The following is a 23,155-nucleotide window of genomic DNA, read 5'->3' as shown; positions in this document are numbered from 1 at the left end:
GTCTCCCGCGCACCGACGGCATCGACCAGCCCAGGTGCGGGCGTCAGCCATCCCGAGGGCCGTGGCCCTCGCTCGACGGCCCGCGCCCCGGCCTAGACGCCGGCCCGTGAGGAGGGTCGTCATGGACGCGAACCGCTCCCGTCGCGCACTCGCCGCGGCCATCCTGGTCGCCGGCGCGCTCCTGGGCTCCGCCTGCGACAAGGTCGGCCCGCCGCCGCAGGACATCGGGTTCGAGCACAGCGTGGAGCCGCAGAAGCCCGCGTCTACTGCGGGCAGGTCTCGCGGAACGGCAGGTCGCCGAAGTGCTCGGCCCACTCATCGCGTGTGAGGTCGCGGCCCACCGCGCGGCACGCGAACTCGACGGCGCTGTCACTCGACAGGTCCCAGTCGTAGGCCATCCCGGTGAACCAGTCGAGGAAGCGCGCCGTGCGGCCGTCCGGCAGGAAGGCGCCGCTCGCCGCCATGCCCAGCGGCAGGGCGATGGTCGAGGTGGGGGTCACTGTCCCGGCGTCCCATACCGCGACCAGGCCGTTGGGGCTCGACGTCAGCAGCCGGGTCCCGTCCGGGGAGAAGGTCACCTGCGACCTGGGGTTGCCGCCCCACTCCCGCACCGGTGCGACCAGCCGGCCCGTGGACAGGTCGATGACCTCCACGTTGGCTCGGTCGCCGGCCTGGGCGCCGTCCCCGTACTCCCCGCCGCCGACGACGGCGCGCGCGCCGTCGGGTGACACGTCCAGCCAGTGTCCGTACCTCATCTCCAGCGTCCCTCGTCGCACCACGACCCCGTCGACCAGGTCGACCAGCGCCCAGCCGCGGCTCGGGAGCACGAAGCTGTCGGAAGTTGCGACGCCGACGAGGAGCACCACAGCCGTGCGCCCGTCCGGGCGGGCGACGACCCAGGACACGGGCTCACCCATCTCGACGGGCGTGCCCACCCGCTCGAGCGAGTCCCCGTCGAGCAGGGTGATGGTCCCGTCGAGCTCGGCCACGGCGAGGCGACTCCCGTCGGGGGTGTAGTCGAGCTCGGTGATCTGCCCGGAGGGGAACACCGCCTGCTGGCCGGTCGGCTCACCCTCGCTGTCCCACACCTCGACCCGTGGCCCCGCCGCGGTCGCGAAGTGCTGCCCGTCGGGGTGGAAGGCGCCGTAGGCGTGCCGGGAGCCCGCGGGCCCGGGCATCACGCCGACCCTGCCCGTGCGGTAGTCGGACAGGACCCATCCGCCGTCGGTGAGCACCACGGATCGCTGGCCGTCCGCGGCCATGACCCCGAACTGGCCGCTCCAGCCCGAGGATGTCGGCACGGTCGACACGTAGCCCCTCTCCCCGGTGAGGTCCCAGCGGCGCAGGGCGGTGCCACCCCGTCCCGACGCGTAGACGAAAGTCCCGTCGGCGGAGTAGTCGACGGCGTTGGCGTTGCCGCGGTCGAGGGAGAAGCCTCCGCGAGGCTCCTTCGCGTCGACGACCTTCCACTCCCGCACCTCGCGCTCGTCCGAGCTGGTCACCATGAACCTCCGCCCGTCGGGACGGACCCTCAGGCTCATCAGGAAGGAGCCGTCGGAGGGGTAGCTGGCCAGGACCTCCCCGCTGGACCCGTCGACCCGGGTCGGGGTGTTGCCGTCGATACCGAGGACGTCACCATCAGGGAGCACTGCGAGGGACCAGAACGAGTCGCGCGGGACGAGCACGCGAGAGGCGCCTGTGACCACCGAGCGTCGGGTCAGGGGGTGGGACGTGAAGAGGACCTCGCCGCGCTCGTCGAGCGCGACCTGCGGGACGACCTTGCCGATGAACCGGAAGCGGCGGGGCGCGGCCCCGCTGTGGAGGTCCCACACGAGAGCCGCGCCGCGGATCTGGGAGGCACCCACGTCCGCCGTCCTCTGCAGAGCTGCAGTGAAGTGGCTCGCGTCGCCACTGAACGACAGGTCGGTGACCTGCCACGCGCGACCCGGCAGGCCGCGCAACGTGGCTGCCGGCTCGAGGGTGGGCACCGAGAGCAGGTCGAGCGCCTGGCCACTGGCGGGGGTCCACGACACAGCCAGCCAGCGGCCGTCCGGGCTGAACTCCACCTGCCTTCCCACCTGGGCGCCCACGGTGACCAGCGGAGCGCCCTCCTGCCGCTCACCGACGAGCCCTCCGGTGCTCGCGTTGTAGAGGCGGAGGTGGTGCGACTCGTCGAGGATCGCGACGTACTTCCCGTCGGCGCTCGCGTCGATCCCCAGCGGGAGGTCACCCTCGATGGGGGTCGAGGTGAAGAGCTCGGGCCGCTTGCCGATGGCGGCGAGCAGGCTGTTCGCGGTGCCCGTGCCGGGGTCCAGACGGGTGCCCGCGACGGCGAGCAGCAGGGAGGTGTCGACGTTGGCGGTCACCAGCGCGCTCGCACCGGCGCTGCGGGCGACGGCGTTGATCTCCGAGGCTGCTGCCGCTGCCGCATTGTCGTCGGCCCGGTCCCGCTGGAACAGGGCGACACCCGCGCCGGCGGCCGCGAGCAGGAGCAGCACGACGGCCCCGGCGAGCACCTGTCGGAGGCGCGAGATCAGCCGGGCCTGCTCGCGCGCGCGTGTGACCGCGTTCTGCTCCTCGACGTCGGCCTGCGCGCGGGAGGCCGCGAGGAAGTCGCGCTCGACCACGGTCAGCGTGGCGCCGGTGCGGGCCCGCCAGTCCAGCGCGCGGGTCAGCCGGACGCCACGGTAGAGCTCGCTGTCCGGCCGGCCCAGGCTGTCCCACGCATCCGCCGTCGAGCTCAGGTGGTGCAGGATCCGACGGCCGTCGACGTCGTCCTCCAGCCACCCGCGCAGGCGCGGCCAGGCTCGGGCAAGGGACTCATGGGTGATCTCCAGGACGCCGTCGTCGCTGGTGACGAGCCGTGCCGAGACGAGCATCTCGATCAGCCGGTCGCGCGCGGCGTCCGTGCCGACGAGCCGCCGGGGGACCCGGGTGCGCACCGGCTCGCCCTCAGACCCGGGGGATAGCAGGCGCAGCACGATGTCGCGCAGCGCCTCGCGCAGGTCGAGCTCGACCTGGGCGTAGAGACGCTCGGCCGACTGCGCCACCGCGCCGTGGATCCCGCCGCTCGCCCGGTAGCCATCGACGGTGAGGGTGCTGCCCTCACGCCGCTTCCACGTCTCCAGCAGCGCGTGCGAGAGGAGCGGCAGGGCGCCGGGGTCGTCGCGGACCTCGGTGACGAGGAGGTCGACCAGCCCCGGTTCGAGGATCAGCCCGGCCTGACGGGCGGGGCCGGTCACCGCGAGGCGGAGGCCGCCCTCCTCGAGCCCGCCGACGAGGTAGAGGCCGCGCTCGACGAGCCGGCTGAAGGTGGCGTGGGCCGTGAGGTCGGCGAGGCGGTCGGCACGCAGCGCCACCACGACGGGCCGGCTGGCCGCTTCCTCGACCAGCGCGTCCAGGAAGGTGCGGGCCTCGTCCGGGTCCTCGCACAGCGTGAACAGCTCTTCCGCCTGGTCCACGAAGAGGGCGTCGCCGGCACGGGCCGGGCGGAGGGCCGACATGGCCTGCACCGGGTACCGGCCCGGGGTGATCGTCACCAGTGCCGTGCCGCGCTGGCGGAGCCGAGCGCCCAGGCCGGCCCGCATCAGCGACGACTTGCCCGACCCCGAGGGGCCGACCAGCGCGAGCATGCCCTGACGGTCGAGGATGGCCAGGCAGGTCTCGATCTCCTCTTCGCGCCCGAAGAACCGGTCCGCGTCGGTGACGTCGTAGGCCTGCAGTCCCTGCCGCGGGCAGGTGGACACCGCCGCGGACGCCTCGTCGTGTCGCAGCGAGGGGTCCTGACGCAGGATCGACTGCTCGAGGGCGGCGACCTCCGGCGCCGGGTCGATGCCCAGCTCACGAGCGAGGACCGTGCGGAGCTGCCGGATGGTGCGCAGCGCCTCACCCTGGGCACCCGTGCGGTACTGGGCCAGGGCGAGGAGCTCCCAACGGCGCTCCCGCATCGGGGCGGCACGGACTATGTCGTGGGCGCGGGGAAGGGCCTCGCGGGCGTGGCCGCCACGGAGCTGCGCGTCCAGCAGGAGCTCCTCGGCATCCCGGCGGAGCTCCTCGAGACGATCGGACTCCCGTCGGGCGGGCGGCCATTCGGCGAGGTCCGTGAAGGCCTGCCCGCGCCACAGCTCGAGCGTCTTCTCCAGCAGGAACGAGGCTCGATCCGCCTCACCCAGCGCAAGGAGCTCGCGGGCTCGTGCCACCTCTGCCTCGAACCGCTGGGCGTCCACGTCGTCGGCACGAGCCCGGAGCCGGTAGCCGCCGCCCGTGGTCTCGATGGCGTCGGCGCCGAGTGCCTTGCGGAGCCGGACGATGCACGACTGGAGGTTCTTGTGGGCAGACGCCGGCGGGCTGTCGCCCCAGAGTGCGTCCGCCAGCTCGTCGGACGTGACGGATAGTCCCTGACGGACGGTCAGGGCCTGGAGTACGACACGGTCGCGCGGACCGAGACGTCCCGAGCCGTCGACGGTCAGCGGACCGAGGACCTGGATGCCCACTTCTCAACGGTGCTCCCCGTCGCAGCACTCGTCAACGACGCGGATACCGGACGGATACCGCAGCGGGGCCCGGTGGATACCGCGTCGCCGCAAGTTCGAGTGGCCGGGCAGTCCCGCCCGACGACATCACCACTCGAGCAAGGACAAGACCATGAACACCATCGCGACAGCACGCACCTTCATCGTGGCGGCCACCTTCGCCGTCGCGAGCATCACCTTCAGCTCCTGCGGGTCGGAGATCGAGCCACCCGCGCAGGACATCGGCGGCGTCACGCCCGAACCGTCGCCGCGCCACTTCGAGCCGGCCTGCAACACCCGGGCTGCGGTCACGCCGTGCCCGGAGCCCGACACCTGGAACGGCAACGGGGCGCACAACCGCAAGCAGTTCGACGACGAGTACGCCGGAGGGAGTTGAGGCGGGTCACCGACCCAGGTCGGGGACCACCTCGGCGCCCGGCAGGTCCGCCAGCACGCGTCCGGGCACGAGCAGCTTGGAGCGTCGTACGCCGCTGCCGATCACCACGACGGGCTCGTCGAGCAGCGCGTCGTGGACCAGCACGCGCCACCCGTCGGGGAGCCCGAGCGGGGTGATGCCGCCGTACTCCATGCCGGTCTCGGCGACCGCGCGCTCCATGGAGAGGAAGGACGCCTTGCGCACGTCGAGCATCTTGCGGACCAGCGTGTTGACGTCGGCGCGCGTGTCCGCGCGCACCACGCACGCGGCGACCCGCTCGTCACCGGCCCGCGCGCCCGCCACCACGACGCAGTTGCCGCCCGCGGTCATCGGGATGTCGTACGCCTCGCTCATCGCGGCCGTGTCGGCGAGATCGGGGTCGATCCCGACCACGGCGACGTCGGTCGCTCCGGGCCACGCGGCGAGCGCGGCGGCGACGGGAGCGGCGACCAGGTCGGGGTGCTCGGTGGCGGGCAGGGACGTCAGGGAGGGGAAGCTCGGGAGCGTCACGCGGTCATCATGCGGCATTCACCCTCACGTCATCGCGGCACCACCGTCCGGTCCCCGTGCTCGGGCAGCGTGGTGCCATGACGGTGACCCGCGAAGCGGTGCACAGGACCTCGTCGTTGGTCCCCACCCCCGCTGTGGTTGCGCACCGCGGCGCCAGCGGGCACCGTCCCGAGCACACCTCGACGCCTACCGGACCGCCATCCGGATGGGCGTCGACGACATCGAGCTCGACCTCGTCGCCACGCGCGACGGGGTGCTCGTGGCGCGCCACGACCTCGAGCTCAGCGCGACGACCGACGTCACCGACCGTCCCGGGCTCGCCCACCTGCGCCGCACGCTCGTCGTGGACGGGGTGGAGGAGCACGGCTGGTTCGTCCAGGACCTCACGCTCCCCGAGCTCAAGGCCCTCGCCGCGCGCGAGCGGCTGCCCGGCACCCGGCCCGGCAGTGCGACGTATGACGGTGCGGAGGGCGTGCCGACGCTCACCGAGGTGCTGGCGATGGTCGGCGCGGAGTCGGTCCGGCGAGGCCGCCCGGTGGGGGTGGCGCTCGAGCTCAAGCACGCCGCCCACCACGACGCGGCCGGCCTCCCGCTGGACGTGCCGCTGCTGCGCGAGCTCGTCCGCCAAGGACTCGACCACCCGTGGGCGCGGGTGACGCTGATGTCCTTCGAGGCGCCCATCCTCCGACGGTTGGCCGAGCGGACCCGGCTGCCGGTCGTGCAGCTGCTCGACCGCGGGCACGCCCTGACGCCCGACGAGCTCGACCGCATCGACGAGTACGCCGACGGGCTCGGCGCGCACAGGTCGCTCGTGCTGCCCCGGGACGCGCAGGGAGCGATCGGCGCGCCGTCGTCCCTCGTCCGCGACGCCCACCGCCGCGGCCTCACGGTGCATGCCTGGACCGTCCGCGCCGAGAACCGCTTCCTGCCCACCAACCTGCGCCGCGGGACCGCCCCCGACGCGCTCGGGGACATGGCGGGGGAGGTGCGGGCGCTGCTCGATGCCGGCGTCGACGGGGTGATCACCGACCACCCCGAGGAGGCGCTGTCGGTGGTGCGCGAGCAGGCGGCGACCGCCGTCGGCTGAGGGTTCACGGGGCGTTCACCACGTCGACTGCCGCCTGCCTCCCCGTCCCGGTTGGCTCACGGGCATGACCTCTCGGACACGCGCCGGCCTCGGGCTGGCACTCGCCACCGCACTCACCTCCACCCTCGCCCCTGCCCTCGCCTCGTTCGCCGCGACCGCCGCTGCGGCGCCGGCCGGGACCGCCGGGCCGTCGCTCGTCGAGCCCGTGCTCGTCGGCCACCGCGGCGCCTCGGGCTACCGGCCCGAGCACACGCTCGCCGCCTACGAGCTCGCCATCGAGCAGGGCGCCGACTTCATCGAGCCCGACCTCGTCTCCACCAGGGACGGCGTGCTCGTCGCCCGCCACGAGAACGAGATCGGCGGCACCACCGACGTGGCGGACCACCCCGAGTACGCCGGCCGTCGCACCACCAAGGTCATCGAAGGCAGCCCGGTGACCGGCTGGTTCACCGAGGACTTCACCTACAAGGAGCTGCGCACCCTGCGCGCGAAGGAGCGGCTTCCGCAGGTGCGGCCCGACAACACGGCGTACGACGGCCAGGAGCGGATCCCGACCCTCGACGAGGTGATCAAGCTCGCCCGCCGCGAGGGCGTCGGCATCTACCCCGAGACCAAGCACCCGACCTACTTCGACTCCATCGGCCTCTCGCTGGAGGAGCCGCTCGTCGCGGCGCTGCGCAAGCGCCACTGGGCCGACGCCGACGACCCGGTCATCATCCAGTCCTTCGAGGTCAGCAACCTCCGCCGGCTCGACGCCATGGTCGACGTGCCGCTCGCCCAGCTCGTCGACGCCGCCGGCGGACCCGCCGACCTGCCGGGCACGACCTACGCCTCCATGGTGACGCCGGCGGGCCTCGCCACGATCGCGACGTACGCCGACGGGCTGGGCGCCGCGAAGAACCTGGTCCTCCCGCGCGACGCCGCCGGACGCACCGGCGCTCCGTCGTCGGTGGTGCCCGACGCGCACGCTGTCGGCCTCGTCGTGCACGTGTGGACCCTGCGCCGAGAGAACCAGTTCATGGCCACCAACTTCCGAATCGGCACCGACCCGAACGCGCCCGGCGACCTGGCCGCGGAGGCGCGGGCCTTCCTCGACGCGGGCGTCGACGGGGTCTTCAGCGACAACCCGGACGTGGTCGCCGGGGTGATGGACAAGACCACCTCTCAGCGGTGACAGGCAGGGCCTTGCACCGGCGTACGCTCACCCCGTGACGTACGCTGGTGCCGCCCCGACCGCGACCTCGACAGCCCTGCTCGAGCGCATCCGGGCGTCCGTCATCGGCGACGACCAGGTGATGGAGGGCCCCTACGGTCCCCGTCGCGTCACCTACGCCGACTACACCGCCTCGGGGCGCAGCCTCACCTTCGTCGAGGACTTCATCCGGCACGAGGTGCTCCCGGCCTACGCCAACACCCACACCGAGGCGAGCGGCACCGGGCTGCAGACGACCCGCCTGCGCGAGGACGCGCGACGGATCATCCGCGACGCGGTGGGCGGCGACGACGAGACGGTCGTCATCTTCTGCGGCTCCGGCAGCACCGCGGCGATCGACAAGATGATCGGCATCCTCGGCCTCCGCATCCCCTGCACGCTCGAGGACCGCCACCACCTGAGCGCCGCGATCCCCGCCGACCAGCGCCCGGTCGTCTTCATCGGCCCGTTCGAGCACCACTCCAACGAGGTGAGCTGGCGCGAGACCATCGCCGACGTCGTCACCATCCACGAGGACGCCGACGGCCGGGTCTCGCTCGACCACCTGCGCGAGGAGCTCGAGCGCCACGCCGACCGGCCGCTCAAGATCGGCTCGTTCTCCGCGGCCTCCAACGTCACCGGCATCGTGACCGACACCGAGGGCGTCGCCGACCTGCTCCACGAGCACGGTGCCCTCAGCTTCTGGGACTTCGCCGCGTGCGCGCCCTACGTCGACATCGAGATGTACGGCCCCGGCAGGTCGCGCAAGGACGCCATCTTCATCAGCCCCCACAAGTTCATCGGCGGCCCGGGCACCCCGGGCGTCCTCGTCGTGCGCCGCGAGCTGCTCGCCAACCGGGTGCCGGTCGTGCCGGGCGGCGGGACGGTGATGTACGTCAACCCGACCGAGCACCGCTACCTCGACGACCCGGCCCACCGCGAGGAGGGCGGCACCCCGGCGATCGTGGAGTCGATCCGCGCCGGGCTGGTGTTCCAGCTCAAGCAGGCCGTCGGCGTCGCGACGATCCAGGCGCACGAGGAGGAGCTGCTGCGCCGCGCGGTCGAGACGTGGGTCGCCGAGCCCGGGATCCAGATCCTCGGCAACCTCGACTCCCAGCGGCTCTCGATCGTCTCCTTCGTCGTCAAGGCGCCCGACGGGACCTACCTCCACCACAACTTCGTGGTCGCGCTCCTCAACGACCTCTTCGGCATCCAGACCCGCGGCGGCTGCTCGTGCGCCGGCCCCTACGGCCACCGGCTGCTCGACATCGACCTCGACCACAGCCTCCGCTTCGAGGCCCAGATCAGGGGAGGCTGCGAAGGCATCAAGCCCGGCTGGGTGCGGGTCAACTTCAACTACTTCGTCGACGAGGAGGTCTTCACCTACGTCGTGGAGGCCGTACGCCTCGTGGCGCGCGAGGGCTGGCGCCTGCTCGGCGACTACCGCTTCGACCCGGTCACCGGCCTGTGGCACCACCGCACCGGCCCGGTCGAGCCGCCGCTGCGCCTCGACGACGTCACCTACGCCGCCGACGGCTCGATGACCTACCCCCGGCACACGACGACGGCCCCCGTCTCGGTGCTCAGGGAGCACCTCGACGAGGGCCGCGCGATCATGGCCGCCGCGTCTCCACCGGACTGGTCCGACACCGCCCACCTGGGGGCCGACTTCGACGACCTCCGGTGGTTCGCGCTGCCGGCCTGCTCGCTCGACTAGCCGCCGAGCTGCTGCCGGCGGCCCGGCCAGACCGTGGCCGCAAGTCCGGCGGCACCGGCCGCCAGCCACGGGATCGGCAGCAGCCAGCGCAGCTCGGAGGTGTCGACGACGTCGCCCTGGACGAGCGCCCACACCAGCACCATGCCGGCGAACGCGACGCCCATCACGAGCTGCCCGATGTTGACCGGGTGCAGGCCGGACGGCTTGTCCGGTGCGTCGAGCGGGCCGACCATCGGCTCGTCGTACGTCGTTCCGTAGCTGGTGTCGTAGCCGTAGAGGTCGGAGAAGTCGTTCTCGTTGTCAGTCATGGCAGTTCTCCTCAGGCCGCTTCGCGGACGACGATCTCGCCGCCGACCAGGTCGATGGTGATGGACATGTCCGGGACGTCGTCGCCGCCGTCGATGGACCCGTTCTGCGTGATGTCGAAGCCGTCGCTCTGCTGGCCGAAGACCTCGCTGGTGCCACCCACGACCCCGGTCTGGACGTCGACGTCCACCCCGTCGGGGACGACGACCTCGATCTTTCCGCCGACCCCGTCGATCGTGATGTCGCGGCCGTCGAGGCCCTCGACGTCGGAGACGTCGGACAGGTCGAGGGTGAAGCGACCGCCGCCGAACTCGTAGGCCTGTCGGACCTCACCGGCGCTGGTAGGGGCGTAGTGGCGGTCCTGCTCCCCGACGTTGCTGCCGATGGTCGCGGCGGCCGTGCCGAACGCGGCGATGAAGCCCAGGAGGATCAGTCCGCCGGCGCGGCCCCAGAAGGAGCCGATGACGAGCACCAGCGCGGTGATGCCGAGCGCGAGGGCGGGGTACGCGCTGTCCGCGACCGCCACTCCGGCCAGGTCGACCACGCCGAGGACGCCCTCGGCCAGCGCGATCAGCGCCAGCGTGAACCAGAACAGGATCGGGCCGCGCTTGCGCGGGTTGCGCGGTCGCCGCGGCTGCTCGTACGAGCCCCACGGCGCTGCCGGGGGGTAGCCCGTCCCGGGAGCGTAGGCGGGGTCGTACGTGGTGGCGTAGCCGGCCGTGTAGTCCGTGGTGTGGCCCGACGCGGGGTCCGGCACGAGCTGGTCGCCGTACGCCGGCGGCGCGGCGCCGTCAGTCGGAGCGGGCGACCGCTGCTGCTTGCGGTGGAGGAACCACACGACGAGCCCGACGCCGATCGCCAGCGGCCAGGGGAACCAGAAGGCTCCGGCCCAGTCGCCGAGCGCGGCGAGCAGGGCGAGCACACCGACGCCGGCGAGGGCGATCGTGCGGCTGCGCTGGTCGAGGCCGAGCGGCTCGTCCGCGGTGCCCTCCTCGGGCACCAGGATCCAGGCGGCGACGTAGAGGAGCAGACCGGCCCCACCGAAGAACGTCGCGACCACGAGGGCGACGCGGATGATGATGGGGTCGACGTCGAGGTGGCGGGCGATGCCGCCGGCGACGCCGGCGATGTGCCGGTCGGTGACGCTGCGGCGCAGGCGGCCGAGGTCCTTCATCTCGTCGCGGGTGACCCGCGGGCCCGACGGGGGCGGGGTGCCCGGACCGGGCTGCTCGGTGGAGGGGCTGGCGTTGTCCATGCCCCAACTCTCCTCGGCCGTGACGCCCCGCACCATCGGGGACAGCCCTGATCCGGCACGGGTCCGCCGGGGTCCGGGTCAGGGTCGGCTCGGGGTCAGTCCTCATGGTCGGAGACCTGCGCGCCTGAGACGATGGAGGCACGATGAGCCACCCCACGCCCCCCGCACACCCGGCCGCCCACGCGGCTGCCCGCCCGACGCGCCCGGGTGCGTCGCGCCGCGCCTACCGCGACAGCTCAGCGCCGATCGCCGGCGGTGTCGCGGCCGGTCTCGCCCGGCACCTCGCGGTGCCGGTGCTGTGGGTGCGCGGCTTCTTCGTGGCCACCGCCTTCCTCGGCGGCTTCGGGCTCATGCTGTACGCCGGGCTGTGGGTGTTCCTGCCCGCCGACCAGCACTTCGAGGTCGGCGCCCCCGGCCTCGAGAGCGCGACCCGCACCGGCAAGCGCCCCGGTCGGCGATCGCGCCTGCGTGACGCCGGTCCGGCGATCGCCCTGGGGGCCCTGTTCTTCGGCGTGGTCCTCGGCGTCGAGGGGATCTTCGGCCAGGGGGTGCTCTTCTGGCCGGTCGTCCTCGCCGTCGCGGGCATCGGGCTGCTGTGGCGCCAGGCCGACGAGGCCCAGCGCGAGCGCTGGATGGACTCCTCCGGGCGCATCGACCCGTTCCGCGCGATCTTCGGCAATGGCGGCTGGGCCGCCTACGCCCGGATCGCCGCCGGCCTCGGGCTGATCGTCACTGCCCTCATCGTCTTCGCCGTGGCCGCCGGCCAGGCCACCTTCGCCATGCCCGTGCTGGTCGCAGGCCTGCTCGGGCTGCTCGGTCTCGCCATCGTCGTCGGCCCGTGGGCACTGCGACTCGTCAACGACCTCGGCGCCGAGCGGGCCGAGCGGGTGCGCACCCAGGAGCGCGCCGACATGGCCGCGCACCTGCACGACTCGGTGCTGCAGACCCTCGCGCTGATCCAGAAGAACGCCAACGACGCCACCACCGTCGCCCGCCTCGCCCGGTCGCAGGAGCGCGACCTGCGCCAGTGGCTGTTCGAGGCCGACACCACCGACGCGACGACCCTCGCCGGCGCGCTGAAGGAGATGGCGGCCGACGTCGAGTCGCAGCACCCGGTGGTCGTCGACGTCGTCACCGTCGGCGACTGCGACCTCGACGAGTCGCTGCGTCCCCTCGTCCTCGCCGCGCGGGAGGCCGTCGTCAACGTCGCCAAGCACGCCGGCACGCAGCGCGCCGACGTCTACGCCGAGACCACCGGGGGAGCGGTCGACGTGTTCGTCCGCGACCGCGGCGCCGGCTTCGACCTGGGCGGTGTCGCCGGCGACCGCCACGGCGTCCGCAACAGCATCGTCGACCGGATGGCACGCCACGGTGGCAGCGCGGACGTACGCTCGGCTCCCGGCGAGGGCACCGAGGTCCGCCTCCACATGCCGCGCACCGGCCGCCCCGAGTCACGCCACGAGCCCCACCCCGAGCCACGCAACGAGTCCCACCACGAGTCCCACGACGAGGAGACCCCATGACCCAGACCAGCCCCGAGCGTCCCGTGCGGGTCGTCCTGGTCGACGACCACGCGATGTTCCGCGCGGGGGTCCGCGCCGAGCTCGCCGCCAGCGGAGCGGGTGTGGTCGAGGTCGTGGGCGAGGCGGCCGACGCCGACGCGGCCATCGCGGTCGTACGCGAGCAGCAGCCCCAGGTCGTCCTGCTCGACGTGCACCTGCCCGGCGGGGGAGGGGTGGAGGTCATGCGGCGTCAGCCCTCGCCCGACGCGCTCTACCTCGCCCTGTCGGTCTCCGACGCCGCCGAGGACGTCATCGGCACCATCCGCGGAGGCGCGCGCGGCTACGTCACCAAGACCATCACCGGCCCCGAGCTCGTCGACGCGATCACCCGCGTCGCCGGGGGAGACGCGGTGTTCTCGCCGCGGTTGGCCGGCTTCGTGCTCGACGCCTTCGCCGGGTCGATCGACGTCGCCGCGGTCGACGAGGACCTCGACCGGCTCACCGAGCGCGAGCGGGAGGTGATGCGGCTGATCGCCCGCGGCTATGCCTACAAGGAGGTCGCGAAGGAGCTGTTCATCTCGGTCAAGACCGTCGAGACGCACATGTCGTCGGTGCTCCGCAAGCTCCAGCTCTCGAGTCGTCACGAGCTGACGAAGTGGGCCTCCGACCGCCGCCTGCTCTGAGGCGCGCACCGCGCCCGTCCGGGTGGGCGTCGATTGACAACGCCGCGCGGAACCGGTGGGGTCGGGGCACATCCCCACCCTTCTCGGGAAGCGAGGCACGATGGCTGACACCGCCACCATCCCGCACCAGGACGAGGACGACGGCGAGCTCAAGCGCTCCATCACCGGACGCCTCCTCTTCTTCTACACGCTCGGAGACGTGCTGGGGTCGGGCATCTACGTCCTCATCGGCCTCGTCGCCGCAGCCGTCGGCGGCGCGTTCTGGATCGCCTTCGCGCTGGGCGTCACCGTCGCGGCCATCACCGGAGCGGCGTACGCCGAGCTGGTCACCAAGTACCCCCAGGCCGCCGGCGCCTCGCTCTACGTCAACAAGGCCTTCGGCAACCGGCCGCTGACGTTCCTCATCACGGTGTCGTTCCTGGCCGCCAGCATGGCGGCGTCGGGCTCGCTCGCCGTCGGCTTCGCGTCCTACTTCGACACCCTGTGGTCCGGCCCGCCGGCGCTGCTGGTGTCCCTCGTCTTCGTGGCGCTCCTCGTGGTCGTGAACTTCATCGGCATCACCGAGTCGGTGTGGATGAACATGCTCATGACCTTCGTCGAGGTCGCGGGCCTGCTGATCGTGCTCATCATCGGCATCGTCTACATCGTCCAGGGCAACGCGGACTTCGGCGTGCTGACCCACATCGACACCAGCGGTGACTACGGGAGCCCGGCGCTCGCAGTGCTGGCCGGCATCTCGTTCTCCTTCTTCGCGATGACCGGCTTCGAGAACACGGCCAACGTCGCCGAGGAGACCATCGACCCCTACAAGGCGTTCCCGCGCTCGCTGGTCGGCGGCATGGTCGTGGCCGGGATCGTCTACGTCCTGGTGTCGATGGCCGCGGCGCTCACCGTGCCGACCGAGACGCTGGCCACCTCCGACGCCGCGCTCCTCGAGGTCGTCAAGGCGGGCATCCTGCCCTTCTCGACCGACCTGATGGCCACCCTGTTCAGCATCATCGCGCTGATCGCCATCACCAACACGACGCTGGTCACGATCGTCACCCAGCCGCGCGTGCTCTACGGCATGGCCCGTGAGGACGTCGTCCCGGGCGTCTTCGCCAAGATCCACCCGGTCCGTCGCAGCCCGTGGGTCGGGCTGATCTTCTCCGGAGCCGTCGTGGGGTCCCTGCTCGTGATCGGCACCCTGGTCACCGAGGCCGGGGGCGGCATCGACCTGGTCGGCCGGCTCGCCACGGTGACCGTGGTGCTGCTCCTCGCGATCTACGCGATCGTGATCGTCGCGTGCCTCAAGCTCCGCGGCCGGGACGAGGACAACCCCTTCTTCCGCGCCAACACGCCGCTGCTCCTCGTGGGCCTGGTCGGCAACCTCGCCATCCTCGGCTTCACGGTGTACGACGACCCGCACTCGCTGATCTGGTGCGCCGGGCTCCTCGGCGTCGGGCTCGTGCTGTTCCTCGCGGAGTACTTCTTCGGCAGCAAGGGCACCGGGTCGCGGGCCCCCGACCTCGACAGCCAGGAGGCCTGACATGCACGTCATCGTCGCCACGGACGGCTCCCGCCAGTCGCTGGCCGCCGCCAAGCACCTCAAGTCCTTCGCCGATCCCACCAAGGTCACCGAGATCTCCGTCGTCGCGGTGATCCGACCGCTGGCCTCGGTGGCGTTCGCCGACGACCTGGCCGAGGACGGGTTCGACGGGTCCTTCCGCGACGCCGCCCAGAGCGCGGTCGACGCCATCGCGGCCGTCTTCGACGGCTGGGGACCCAAGGTCAACAAGCGCATCCGCAGCGGGTCGGCCGCCAATGAGATCATCAAGGCCGCCAAGCAGTACGACGCGGGGCTGGTCGTGGTCGCGGCGGGCGGGCGCGGGCTCAGCGACAGCGTGCTCGTCGGCAGCACCGCCCAGCGCGTGCAGCACTACGCACCCTGCCCGGTGCTCGTCGTACGCCCTGCGCCCAAGCCGAGGAAGCGCCGGTCCTGATCGTCAGGCCGGTTCACTAGGGTGTCCGCATGGAGACCCTGCGGCTGGTGCTGCTCTTCGTCCACATCCTCGGTTACGCCGCCCTCCTCGGAGGCCTCCTCGTGCAGGTGCGCGACGACACGAAGAGCGTGAACTCGCTGATGCGCGACGGCATCGGGACGGCATTCGTCGCCGGCCTGCTGCTCGTCGGCGTGCTCGAGAACCTCAGCTCGCCCGACCACGCGAAGATCGGCGTGAAGTTCGCCATCGGCCTGGTGATCCTGGTGCTCGTGATGGTCAACATGCGCAAGCCGAGCATCCCGCAGGGCCTCTACCTCGGCCTCCTCGCGCTGACGATCGCCAACATCGCGGTGGCGGTCTTCTGGTCGCCCGTGCACGCCTGATCGGCTCCGACCGGGCCTGACCGGTTTGTCGTACCCGGCGCATAGGCTGGGGCCGACATGAGCCCCATTGACGCACCGGCCGACCCGGCCCTCTTCGAGCACCGCGACCACCCGCTCCTCGACGGGCTCAACGAGCCCCAGCGGGCCGCCGTGACTCACGCCGGTGCCCCGCTGCTGGTGGTCGCCGGCGCGGGCTCGGGCAAGACCCGGGTCCTGACGCGTCGCATCGCCTGGCTGATCAACGAGCGCAAGGCGCACCCGGGCTCGATCCTGGCGATCACCTTCACCAACAAGGCCGCGGCCGAGATGAAGGAGCGCGTCGAGGCCCTCGTCGGCAAGCGGGCCCGGATCATGTGGGTCTCGACCTTCCACTCGGCCTGCGTGCGCATCCTCCGCAAGGAGATCGACCGGGTCGGCTTCAAGTCCAACTTCTCGATCTACGACGCGGCCGACTCCAAGCGGCTGATGACGCTGGTGCTGCGCGACCTCGAGCTCGACCCGAAGAAGTACCAGCCCAACGCGGTGCTCCACTGGGTCTCGGACCAGAAGAACGAGCTGCGCGACGCGGAGGACGCCGCCAAGGAGGCGCGCAACTCCTTCGAGGAGGCCTACGCCAAGGCGTTCAGCAACTACCAGCGCCGCCTGCGCGAGGCCAACGCGCTCGACTTCGACGACCTGATCATGACCACGGTCCACCTGCTGCAGGCATTCCCCGACGTGCGGGAGAACTACCGCCGGCGGTTCCGTCACGTGCTCGTGGATGAGTACCAGGACACCAACCATGCGCAGTACAGCCTGATCCAGCAGCTGTGCGGGCAGTCCTTCGAGATCGGCACTGCCCTGGAGGAGCAGGGCGCCGAGGCAGCGGAGCGTGTGGAGCCGAGCGAGCTGATGGTCGTCGGTGACGCCGACCAGTCCATCTACGCCTTCCGGGGCGCCGACATCCGCAACATCATGGACTTCGAGCAGGACTTTCCCGACGCCACCACGATCCTGCTGGAGCAGAACTACCGCTCGACGCAGACCATCCTGACCGCCGCCAACTCCGTCATCGGCAACAACCGCGGCCGCAAGCCCAAGCGGCTGTGGACCGACGCGGGGGCGGGCGAGCGGATCGTCGGCTACGTCTCCGACGACGAGCACGACGAGGCCCGGTTCGTCAGCGAGGAGATCGACAAGCTGACCGACGACGCCGGCGTACGCCCTGCCGACGTCGCCGTCTTCTACCGCACCAACGCCCAGTCACGCGTCTTCGAGGAGGTGTTCATCCGCACCGGCCAGCCCTACAAGGTCGTCGGCGGGGTGCGCTTCTACGAGCGCAAGGAGGTCCGCGACGCGCTGGCCTACCTCCGGATGCTGGTCAACACCGCCGACGAGATCTCGCTGCGCCGGGTGCTCAACACCCCCAAGCGCGGCATCGGCGAGCGGGCCGAGGCCTGCATCGCCGCCCTCGCCGACCGCGACCGGATCACCTTCTGGGAGGCGCTGACCCGGGCGGCCGAAGCGCCCGGCCTGGCCACGCGCAGCCTGAAGAACATCGAGGCGTTCGTCGCGATCGTGCAGGAGCTGCAGTCGATGGTCGAGGCCGACGAGCGCCCCGACGTCATCCTCGAGTCCGTGCTCGAGCGCTCGGGCTACCTCACCGAGCTCGAGGCGAGCGACGACCCGCAGGACGGCACTCGGGTGGAGAACCTCGCCGAGCTCGTCGCGGTGGCGCGCGAGTTCGCCGAGGACCCGCAGCCGGGGCCGAGCGCCGACCCGGCCGAGGTCGAGGCCGGCACAGTCGCGGTCGGCCTCGGTGACTTCCTCGAGCGGGTCGCCCTGGTCGCCGACGCCGACCAGATCCCCGACTCCCCGGACGGCGACGACTCCGGGGTCGTCACGTTGATGACGCTCCACACGGCGAAGGGCCTCGAGTTCCCGGTCGTCTTCCTCACCGGCCTCGAGGACGGTGTCTTCCCCCACCAGCGCTCGCTCGGCGACCAGCCCGAGCTCGAGGAGGAGCGCCGCCTTGCCTACGTCGGCCTCACCCGCGCGCAGAGTCGCCTCTACATCTCCCGGGCCCTCGTCCGCTCCGCGTGGGGCGCGCCCAGCCACAACCCGGCCAGCCGCTTCCTCGACGAGCTCCCGGTCGACCTCGTCGACTGGCGCCGCACGGCCGCCGAGCAGACCCGCTGGGGCCGCAGCGACCTCAGCGGCGGCTCCACGCGCCTCGGCATCCCCACCGACGCCGGCCGCCGCAACTTCAGCTCCGCCGCCCTCCGCGCCGACGCGGCCTCCAAGGCCAAGCCCGCCCGCGAGATCCCGAGCCTCTCCCCGGGCGACCGGGTGGCCCACGACTCCTTCGGGCTGGGCACCGTCGTCGCCGTCGAGGGCGCGGCCGAGAAGTCCGTGGCCTCCATCGACTTCGGCTCCGAGGGCGTCAAGCGCCTCCTCCTCCGCTACGCGCCGGTCGAGAAGCTCTGAGGCGCGCCTGGCGGTGCGCCAGGGGGAATCGAGCCGTCCAGAATCCCCGTCAGCCACCGCTAGGTGCGCGTCGGCGTACGACGCGCCGGTGGCGGTGTGTCAGCCACGTTCTAGGCGCCCGGAATGTGGCTGAGCCACCGCCGAGGTGCATGTCGGCGTACGACCCGCCAGTGGGCGGTGCGTGAGGCCGGTTCTGGGCCCCGAAAACGTGTCTCACTCACCGCTGGCGCGCGCGTCGGCGTACGTCGCGCTGGTGGGCGGTGTGTCAGGGGGAATCGAGCCGTCCAGAATCCCCGTCAGACACCGCTCGGTCGCGGGCGCTGCTCGATCTCCCCTGACCTCGGGGCCGATAACGCGTCCCCGTCAGGGGACGATGCCGTGCTCGACGAACGCCTGGAAGGGGTCGACCGGGCCGCCGCCGCCGGGGCGGACCTCGAGGTGGAGGTGGGAGCCCGTGACGTTGCCGGTGGCGCCGACGGTGCCGATGTTCTCGCCGCCGTTGACGCGGTCGCCGACGGAGACGTAGATCGCGGTCTGGTGGCAGTACCAGATCTCGGTGCCGTCATCGAGGGTGACGACGGTCTTGTTGCCGTACGCCCCGTCGTAGCCGGTCTGGGTGACGGTGCCGTTGGCGACCGCCAGGATGGGGTCACCGCTGTTGGCGTTGAAGTCGAGGCCGGTGTGGTAGCTGGCCCAGAGGCCGTACTGGCCGAAGGTGGCGGTGATGCCGTAGCTGGCGAGGGGGAGAACCCACTTGTTCTCCTTGATCTTCGCCGCCTGCTTCTCCGCGGCGTTGCGCATCTCCTCGAGCTTGGCGGCCCGCTCGGCCATCTGCTTCTCGGCGAGCGCGACGAGCTCGGGGTCGGTCTCCTCGTTGCCCGAGTCGCGGGTGTGGTCGCGGCTGACGACGACGCCGCGGCGGGAGATGGCCTGGCCGGCGACCGAGCCGATGGCCTGCGTGGCCCCGACCGCGGAACCCGTCGAGGTGAGCGCGGTGACGCCCGAGCCGGACCCGGTGACGGCAGCGCCGGCGGAGACCGCCAGCACGGCGACACCGGCGACGAGGGGCAGGGACGGCAGCCGGACCAGGGAGCGTCGCGGCGGCGTGGAGGCACGTCGCTTGCCGCTCACGGGTGCAGCCGTAGCCGAGGTGCGTCGCTGGGGAGCGCGCTCCGCTCGGTGGTTGCCCATGAAGGAGTTACCAATCTGCCGGGTCGTCAGGGGGGTCGGGTCGGCGAGACCGCGCACGACTGTAACGGAAGGATCACGGGAAAGTGCAACCCTCGACCAAATAAGTTCACGTACCCCGCCGGGCGGCCGATAAACGGACGCTGCGAGGTGACGCAGGACTCAGCCGCGCGCCGCCTGGTAGCGCTCGAGCGCCTCCCGACGCTCGTCGGCGTGGTCGACGAGGCGCAACGGGTAGTCCCGCTCGTAGCCCACGTCGGACTTCCACGGCTCGTGGGCCGACTTGCCCGGCAGGTGCTCCAGCTCGGGCACCCAGCGGCGCACGTAGTCGCCCTGCGGGTCGAACTTGAGCCCCTGCGTCACGGGGTTGAACACCCGGAAGTAGGGCGAGGCGTCGGTCCCGGTGCCGGCCACCCACTGCCACCCGTGGTTGTTGGAGGCCACGTCGCCGTCGATCAGCAGGTCGAGGAAGTGCCGCGCGCCGACCGGCCACCACACGTGCAGGTCCTTGGTGAGGAAGGAGGCGGTGATCATCCGCACCCGGTTGTGCATCCACCCGGTGTGCATCAGCTGGCGCATCCCGGCGTCGACGATCGGGTAGCCGGTGGTGCCGGTGCGCCACGCCTCGATCGCGTCGTCGGGATCGTCGTACCTCATCCCCTCCAGCGCGGGCTTGAGGTCCGACCACGCCGAGGACGGTGCGTGCCACAGCACGTCGGCGTAGAAGTCGCGCCACGCCAGCTCGGTGGCGTACGTCGACGTGTGGGGGACCTCGGCCAGGAGCGAGCGCGGGTGGAGCACCCCGAGGTGGAGGTAGGGCGAGAGCCGCGAGGTGCCGTCGTGGTCGGGGCGGTTGCGCTCGTCCCCGTAGTCCCGCAGGCCGTCGTCGCGGAAGGACCGCCAGCGGCGCCAGGCAGCGTCCTCGCCGGCGCCGGGAAGGTCGAACGGCGCCTCGGCCACCGCCTCCTCCAACAGGTCCAGCGCGGCCTGGTCGGAGTCCGCCGGCGCGAGGTCGGGGGAGCGGGGCGTGGAGGCAGGGTCGGACCAGCCGTGCTCGCGCCAGGCGCGGGCGAAGGCGCTGAACACCTGGTAGGGATCACCGCTGCCGTTGCGGACCAGCCCCGGCCCCACGGCGTACGGCGACCCGGTCGCGACGAGCTCGACCTGCTCGGCCACGGCCCCGTCGCGGCGCCGGCCGTACGGCGTCGTCTCGGCGGCGACGTGCACCCGCCGACCGTCGGCCACCTGCGGCACGACGTCGCGGGGGTCGCCGTGGCGGATGGTCAGCGGGATGCGGTCGGCGAGCGCGAGCACGTTGGCGGCCAGCCACGCCCTGCGTGCCGGGCCTGCCGTGGCCCAGATGGCCGGGTCGACGACGAAGAGCGCGGTCGCCGACCCCTCCTCGAGCGCGGCGAGGAGGGCCGGGTTGTCGCGCACCCGCAGGTCGCGACGGAACCACATCACCGCTGAGGTCGAGTCCCGGTTCGAGCCTGGCTTGGGGGTGGACATGCTCCTCAACCTAGCCCGGGCGTGAGCACCACCACGCTCACCCGACCTCGCCCGACCCCGCTCGGAGGTCTAGGGTGCCGAGAGGGATTTCCCCGCACTGTTCGCAGACGAAAAGGACTGGTCACTCTCGTGGACCTGATGGAGTTTCAGGCGAAGGAGCTTTTCGCCAAGCATGGAGTCGCGACCACCCTGGGTGTCGTCGCCGAGACCCCGGAGGCCGCGCGAGCCGCCGCCGAGGAGATGGGCGGCGTGACCGTCGTCAAGGCCCAGGTCAAGGCCGGCGGCCGTGGCAAGGCCGGCGGCGTGAAGATCGCCAAGACCGCTGACGAGGCTGAGTCCTACGCCCGCGACATCATCGGCATGGAGATCAAGGGCCTGCGCGTCAACCGCGTCCTGGTGACGCCGGCGACGCCGCCGGTGGAGGAGTACTACTTCTCCTTCCTGCTCGACCGCTCCAACCGCTCGCACCTGTGCATCGCATCGGTCGAGGGCGGCGTGGAGATCGAGGAGGTCGCCAAGACCAACCCCGACGCCGTCAAGCAGATCCGCATCGACGCCCTCGAGGGCGTCACGCCGGAGAAGGCTGCCGCGATCGTCGACGAGGCCAAGTTCCCCGCCGCGCTGCGCGACCAGGCCATCGAGATGGTCCAGAAGCTGTGGAAGGTCTACGTCGAGGAGGACGCCACCCTCGTCGAGGTCAACCCGCTCGCGCGCCTGGAGGGCGACAAGCTCGAGGCGCTCGACGGCAAGGTGTCGCTCGACGACAACGCCTCCGAGGTCCGCCACCCCGACCACGAGCAGTTCGAGATCCGCGAGGAGGCCGACCCGCTCGAGGCGAAGGCCAAGGACAAGGGCCTCAACTACGTCAAGCTCGACGGCCAGGTCGGCATCATCGGCAACGGCGCGGGCCTCGTGATGAGCACCCTCGACGTCGTCGCGTACGCCGGTGAGGCGCACGGCGGCGTGAAGCCCGCCAACTTCCTCGACATCGGCGGCGGCGCCAACGCCCAGGTGATGGCCGACGGCCTCGACGTGATCATCAACGACCCGCAGGTCAAGAGCGTCTTCGTCAACGTCTTCGGCGGCATCACCGCCTGCGACGAGGTCGCCAACGGCATCAAGGGTGCGCTGGAGATCCTCGGCGACAAGGAGAGCAAGCCCCTCGTCGTCCGCCTCGACGGCAACAACGTCGAGGAGGGTCGTCGCATCCTCGACGAGCTCAACCACCCGCTGGTCACCCAGGTCGACACGATGGACGGCGCGGCCGACAAGGCCGCCGAGCTCGCCCACCAGGCCTGAGAGAGAGAACTGAACAGATGAGCATCTACCTCAACAAGGACTCCAAGATCATCGTCCAGGGCATGACGGGCGGCATGGGTGCCAAGCACACCACCCTCATGGTCGAGTCGGGCGCCAACATCGTCGGAGGCGTCAACGCCCGCAAGGCCGGGACGAAGGTCGAGCTGGGCGGCAAGGAGCTCCCCGTCTTCGGCACCGTCGAGGAGGCCATGAAGGAGACCGGCGCCAACGTGTCCGTCGCCTTCGTGCCGCCGGCCTTCACCAAGGACGCCGCGATCGAGGCCATCGACGCCGAGATCCCGCTCCTCGTGGTGATCACCGAGGGCGTGCCGGTCCTCGACACCGCCGAGGTCGTGCAGTACCTCGAGGGCAAGTCCACCCGCATGATCGGCCCCAACTGCCCCGGCATCATCACGCCGGAGGAGTCGCTGGCCGGCATCACCCCGCACACCATCGCGGGCAAGGGCCCCATCGGCCTCGTGTCGAAGTCGGGCACGCTGACCTACCAGATGATGTACGAGCTGAAGGACTTCGGCTTCACCACCGCGATCGGCATCGGCGGTGACCCGATCATCGGCACCACCCACATCGACGCGCTCGAGGCCTTCGAGAACGACCCGGAGACCAAGGCGATCGTGATGATCGGCGAGATCGGCGGAGACGCCGAGGAGCGGGCCGCGGCCTACATCAAGGAGCACGTGACCAAGCCGGTCGTCGGCTACGTCGCCGGCTTCACCGCTCCCGAGGGCAAGACCATGGGCCACGCCGGCGCCATCGTGTCGGGCTCCTCGGGCACCGCCCAGGCGAAGAAGGAGGCCCTCGAGGCCGCCGGGGTCAAGGTCGGCAAGACGCCGTCGGAGACCGCTGAGCTGATGCGGGCGGTCCTGAAGGAGATCTAGCCCTCAGGCGCTCTGGTCCAGAGCACTTTCCAGACGGCCTCGCAGGTCCACCTGCGGGGCCGTCGTGGATTTCGCGTGCCGGTCGTGGCGGGTGGGCGGGTGGGCCTCCCACAGCAGCCGCCACACGACGTGGGCGCCCAGCAGGCGCACCGGCGCGACGGCGGTGAGCCGTCGCGGCGACGGCAGGGTCGGGCAGGCCGAGCTGGCCAGCGTCGATGGAATGGACATGG

General features: G+C 71.8%; 19 protein-coding genes. 12 read left to right on the top strand and 7 right to left on the bottom strand.

The genetic code is table 11. From position 1 onward, the window contains the following. Positions 1–263: 263 nt before the first annotated feature. The gene (locus JOD65_RS20540) at positions 264–4,493 is read right to left on the bottom strand and encodes an nSTAND1 domain-containing NTPase (RefSeq protein ID WP_191194770.1); all 4,230 of its coding nucleotides are present in this window, start codon (positions 4,491–4,493) and stop codon (positions 264–266) included. A 151-nt stretch (positions 4,494–4,644) separates the two neighbouring features. On the opposite strand from JOD65_RS20540, the gene JOD65_RS20535 reads away from it, so the two are divergent. Continuing rightward, a complete protein-coding gene (locus JOD65_RS20535; protein WP_191194771.1) occupies positions 4,645–4,908 on the top strand; it encodes a hypothetical protein in 264 nt (87 codons plus the stop codon). Between the two features lie 6 nt (positions 4,909–4,914). On the opposite strand, the gene JOD65_RS20530 is transcribed toward JOD65_RS20535, so the two are convergent. Continuing rightward, positions 4,915–5,457 (bottom strand): YbaK/EbsC family protein, encoded by a 543-nt coding sequence (locus tag JOD65_RS20530; RefSeq protein ID WP_318151937.1) that lies wholly within the window; start codon positions 5,455–5,457, stop codon positions 4,915–4,917. Positions 5,458–5,662: 205 nt separating this feature from the next. Between JOD65_RS20530 and JOD65_RS20525 the strand changes: the two genes are divergently transcribed. The 3 genes from JOD65_RS20525 to JOD65_RS20515 all read left to right on the top strand — a co-directional run bounded on the left by JOD65_RS20525 (position 5,663) and on the right by JOD65_RS20515 (position 9,453). Continuing rightward, complete coding sequence (locus tag JOD65_RS20525) at positions 5,663–6,544, top strand: glycerophosphodiester phosphodiesterase family protein (protein ID WP_191194773.1); 882 nt, start codon at positions 5,663–5,665, stop codon at positions 6,542–6,544. Between the two features lie 64 nt (positions 6,545–6,608). Beyond that, positions 6,609–7,718: a glycerophosphodiester phosphodiesterase gene (locus JOD65_RS20520; protein ID WP_191194774.1), complete on the top strand. Its 1,110-nt coding sequence runs from the start codon at positions 6,609–6,611 to the stop codon at positions 7,716–7,718. A gap of 34 nt (positions 7,719–7,752) precedes the next feature. Then, positions 7,753–9,453, top strand: coding sequence for an aminotransferase class V-fold PLP-dependent enzyme (locus JOD65_RS20515; RefSeq protein ID WP_307821305.1), 1,701 nt, complete (start codon positions 7,753–7,755; stop codon positions 9,451–9,453). Here JOD65_RS20515 and JOD65_RS20510 read toward each other — a convergent pair. Continuing rightward, positions 9,450–9,761, bottom strand: a complete 312-nt coding sequence (locus JOD65_RS20510; protein WP_191194775.1) for a hypothetical protein — start codon at positions 9,759–9,761, stop codon at positions 9,450–9,452. The genes JOD65_RS20515 and JOD65_RS20510 overlap by 4 nt on opposite strands. An 11-nt stretch (positions 9,762–9,772) precedes the next feature. Next, positions 9,773–11,014 carry a PspC domain-containing protein gene (locus JOD65_RS20505; RefSeq protein ID WP_191194776.1) on the bottom strand — a complete coding sequence of 414 codons (1,242 nt, stop codon included), beginning with the start codon at positions 11,012–11,014 and terminating at the stop codon, positions 9,773–9,775. A gap of 143 nt (positions 11,015–11,157) precedes the next feature. On the opposite strand from JOD65_RS20505, the gene JOD65_RS20500 reads away from it, so the two are divergent. The 6 genes from JOD65_RS20500 to pcrA all read left to right on the top strand — a co-directional run bounded on the left by JOD65_RS20500 (position 11,158) and on the right by pcrA (position 18,030). After that, complete coding sequence (locus JOD65_RS20500; RefSeq protein ID WP_191194777.1) at positions 11,158–12,537, top strand: ATP-binding protein; 1,380 nt, start codon at positions 11,158–11,160, stop codon at positions 12,535–12,537. Continuing rightward, positions 12,534–13,199 (top strand): LuxR C-terminal-related transcriptional regulator, encoded by a 666-nt coding sequence (locus JOD65_RS20495; protein WP_191194778.1) that lies wholly within the window; start codon positions 12,534–12,536, stop codon positions 13,197–13,199. The genes JOD65_RS20500 and JOD65_RS20495 overlap by 4 nt, the downstream gene beginning before the upstream one ends. A 100-nt stretch (positions 13,200–13,299) precedes the next feature. Continuing rightward, positions 13,300–14,727 carry an APC family permease gene (locus tag JOD65_RS20490; protein WP_191194779.1) on the top strand — a complete coding sequence of 476 codons (1,428 nt, stop codon included), beginning with the start codon at positions 13,300–13,302 and terminating at the stop codon, positions 14,725–14,727. A gap of 1 nt (position 14,728) precedes the next feature. Next, on the top strand, positions 14,729–15,181 hold the full coding sequence (locus tag JOD65_RS20485; protein ID WP_191194780.1) for a universal stress protein: 453 nt from the start codon (positions 14,729–14,731) through the stop codon (positions 15,179–15,181). 29 nt (positions 15,182–15,210) lie between these two features. Next, positions 15,211–15,564, top strand: coding sequence for a hypothetical protein (locus JOD65_RS20480; RefSeq protein WP_191194781.1), 354 nt, complete (start codon positions 15,211–15,213; stop codon positions 15,562–15,564). Between the two features lie 57 nt (positions 15,565–15,621). Continuing rightward, positions 15,622–18,030, top strand: a complete 2,409-nt coding sequence (pcrA, locus tag JOD65_RS20475) for a DNA helicase PcrA (RefSeq protein ID WP_191194782.1) — start codon at positions 15,622–15,624, stop codon at positions 18,028–18,030. Positions 18,031–18,393: 363 nt separating this feature from the next. Here pcrA and JOD65_RS24140 read toward each other — a convergent pair whose 3' ends face one another. Both JOD65_RS24140 and JOD65_RS20465 read right to left on the bottom strand, forming a co-directional pair. Next, on the bottom strand, positions 18,394–19,161 hold the full coding sequence (locus JOD65_RS24140; protein ID WP_204811315.1) for a M23 family metallopeptidase: 768 nt from the start codon (positions 19,159–19,161) through the stop codon (positions 18,394–18,396). A 219-nt stretch (positions 19,162–19,380) separates the two neighbouring features. Then, the gene (locus JOD65_RS20465) at positions 19,381–20,727 is read right to left on the bottom strand and encodes a cryptochrome/photolyase family protein (protein ID WP_191194784.1); all 1,347 of its coding nucleotides are present in this window, start codon (positions 20,725–20,727) and stop codon (positions 19,381–19,383) included. A gap of 129 nt (positions 20,728–20,856) precedes the next feature. Here JOD65_RS20465 and sucC point away from each other — a divergent pair, with 129 nt between their 5' ends. Further along, positions 20,857–22,026, top strand: coding sequence for an ADP-forming succinate--CoA ligase subunit beta (gene sucC / locus JOD65_RS20460; RefSeq protein ID WP_191194785.1), 1,170 nt, complete (start codon positions 20,857–20,859; stop codon positions 22,024–22,026). Between the two features lie 17 nt (positions 22,027–22,043). After that, positions 22,044–22,925, top strand: coding sequence for a succinate--CoA ligase subunit alpha (gene sucD, locus JOD65_RS20455; RefSeq protein ID WP_191194786.1), 882 nt, complete (start codon positions 22,044–22,046; stop codon positions 22,923–22,925). A 3-nt stretch (positions 22,926–22,928) separates the two neighbouring features. Here the strand turns inward: sucD and JOD65_RS20450 are convergent, their stop codons facing one another. Further along, positions 22,929–23,153, bottom strand: a complete 225-nt coding sequence (locus JOD65_RS20450) for a hypothetical protein (RefSeq protein ID WP_191194787.1) — start codon at positions 23,151–23,153, stop codon at positions 22,929–22,931. Positions 23,154–23,155: the final 2 nt, after the last annotated feature.

It is taken from the genome of Nocardioides cavernae (genome assembly GCF_016907475.1).
GTDB classification, from domain to species: domain Bacteria; phylum Actinomycetota; class Actinomycetes; order Propionibacteriales; family Nocardioidaceae; genus Nocardioides; species Nocardioides cavernae.
This window is presented reverse-complemented; position numbering and strand designations above follow the sequence as displayed.

What these genes read in the sequence shown, in the direction of transcription:
- JOD65_RS20510 (WP_191194775.1), bottom strand. Translation starts at nt 9,761, where the DNA reads ATGACTGACAACGAGAACGACTTCTCCGACCTCTACGGCTACGACACC.
- JOD65_RS20450 (WP_191194787.1), bottom strand. Translation starts at nt 23,153, where the DNA reads ATGTCCATTCCATCGACGCTGGCCAGCTCGGCCTGCCCGACCCTGCCG.
- JOD65_RS20465 (WP_191194784.1), bottom strand. Translation starts at nt 20,727, where the DNA reads ATGTCCACCCCCAAGCCAGGCTCGAACCGGGACTCGACCTCAGCGGTG.
- JOD65_RS20480 (WP_191194781.1), top strand. Translation starts at nt 15,211, where the DNA reads ATGGAGACCCTGCGGCTGGTGCTGCTCTTCGTCCACATCCTCGGTTAC.
- JOD65_RS20500 (WP_191194777.1), top strand. Translation starts at nt 11,158, where the DNA reads ATGAGCCACCCCACGCCCCCCGCACACCCGGCCGCCCACGCGGCTGCC.
- JOD65_RS20505 (WP_191194776.1), bottom strand. Translation starts at nt 11,014, where the DNA reads ATGGACAACGCCAGCCCCTCCACCGAGCAGCCCGGTCCGGGCACCCCG.
- JOD65_RS20520 (WP_191194774.1), top strand. Translation starts at nt 6,609, where the DNA reads ATGACCTCTCGGACACGCGCCGGCCTCGGGCTGGCACTCGCCACCGCA.
- JOD65_RS20495 (WP_191194778.1), top strand. Translation starts at nt 12,534, where the DNA reads ATGACCCAGACCAGCCCCGAGCGTCCCGTGCGGGTCGTCCTGGTCGAC.
- JOD65_RS20535 (WP_191194771.1), top strand. Translation starts at nt 4,645, where the DNA reads ATGAACACCATCGCGACAGCACGCACCTTCATCGTGGCGGCCACCTTC.
- JOD65_RS20485 (WP_191194780.1), top strand. Translation starts at nt 14,729, where the DNA reads ATGCACGTCATCGTCGCCACGGACGGCTCCCGCCAGTCGCTGGCCGCC.
- JOD65_RS20490 (WP_191194779.1), top strand. Translation starts at nt 13,300, where the DNA reads ATGGCTGACACCGCCACCATCCCGCACCAGGACGAGGACGACGGCGAG.
- JOD65_RS20525 (WP_191194773.1), top strand. Translation starts at nt 5,663, where the DNA reads ATGGGCGTCGACGACATCGAGCTCGACCTCGTCGCCACGCGCGACGGG.
- sucD (WP_191194786.1), top strand. Translation starts at nt 22,044, where the DNA reads ATGAGCATCTACCTCAACAAGGACTCCAAGATCATCGTCCAGGGCATG.
- pcrA (WP_191194782.1), top strand. Translation starts at nt 15,622, where the DNA reads ATGAGCCCCATTGACGCACCGGCCGACCCGGCCCTCTTCGAGCACCGC.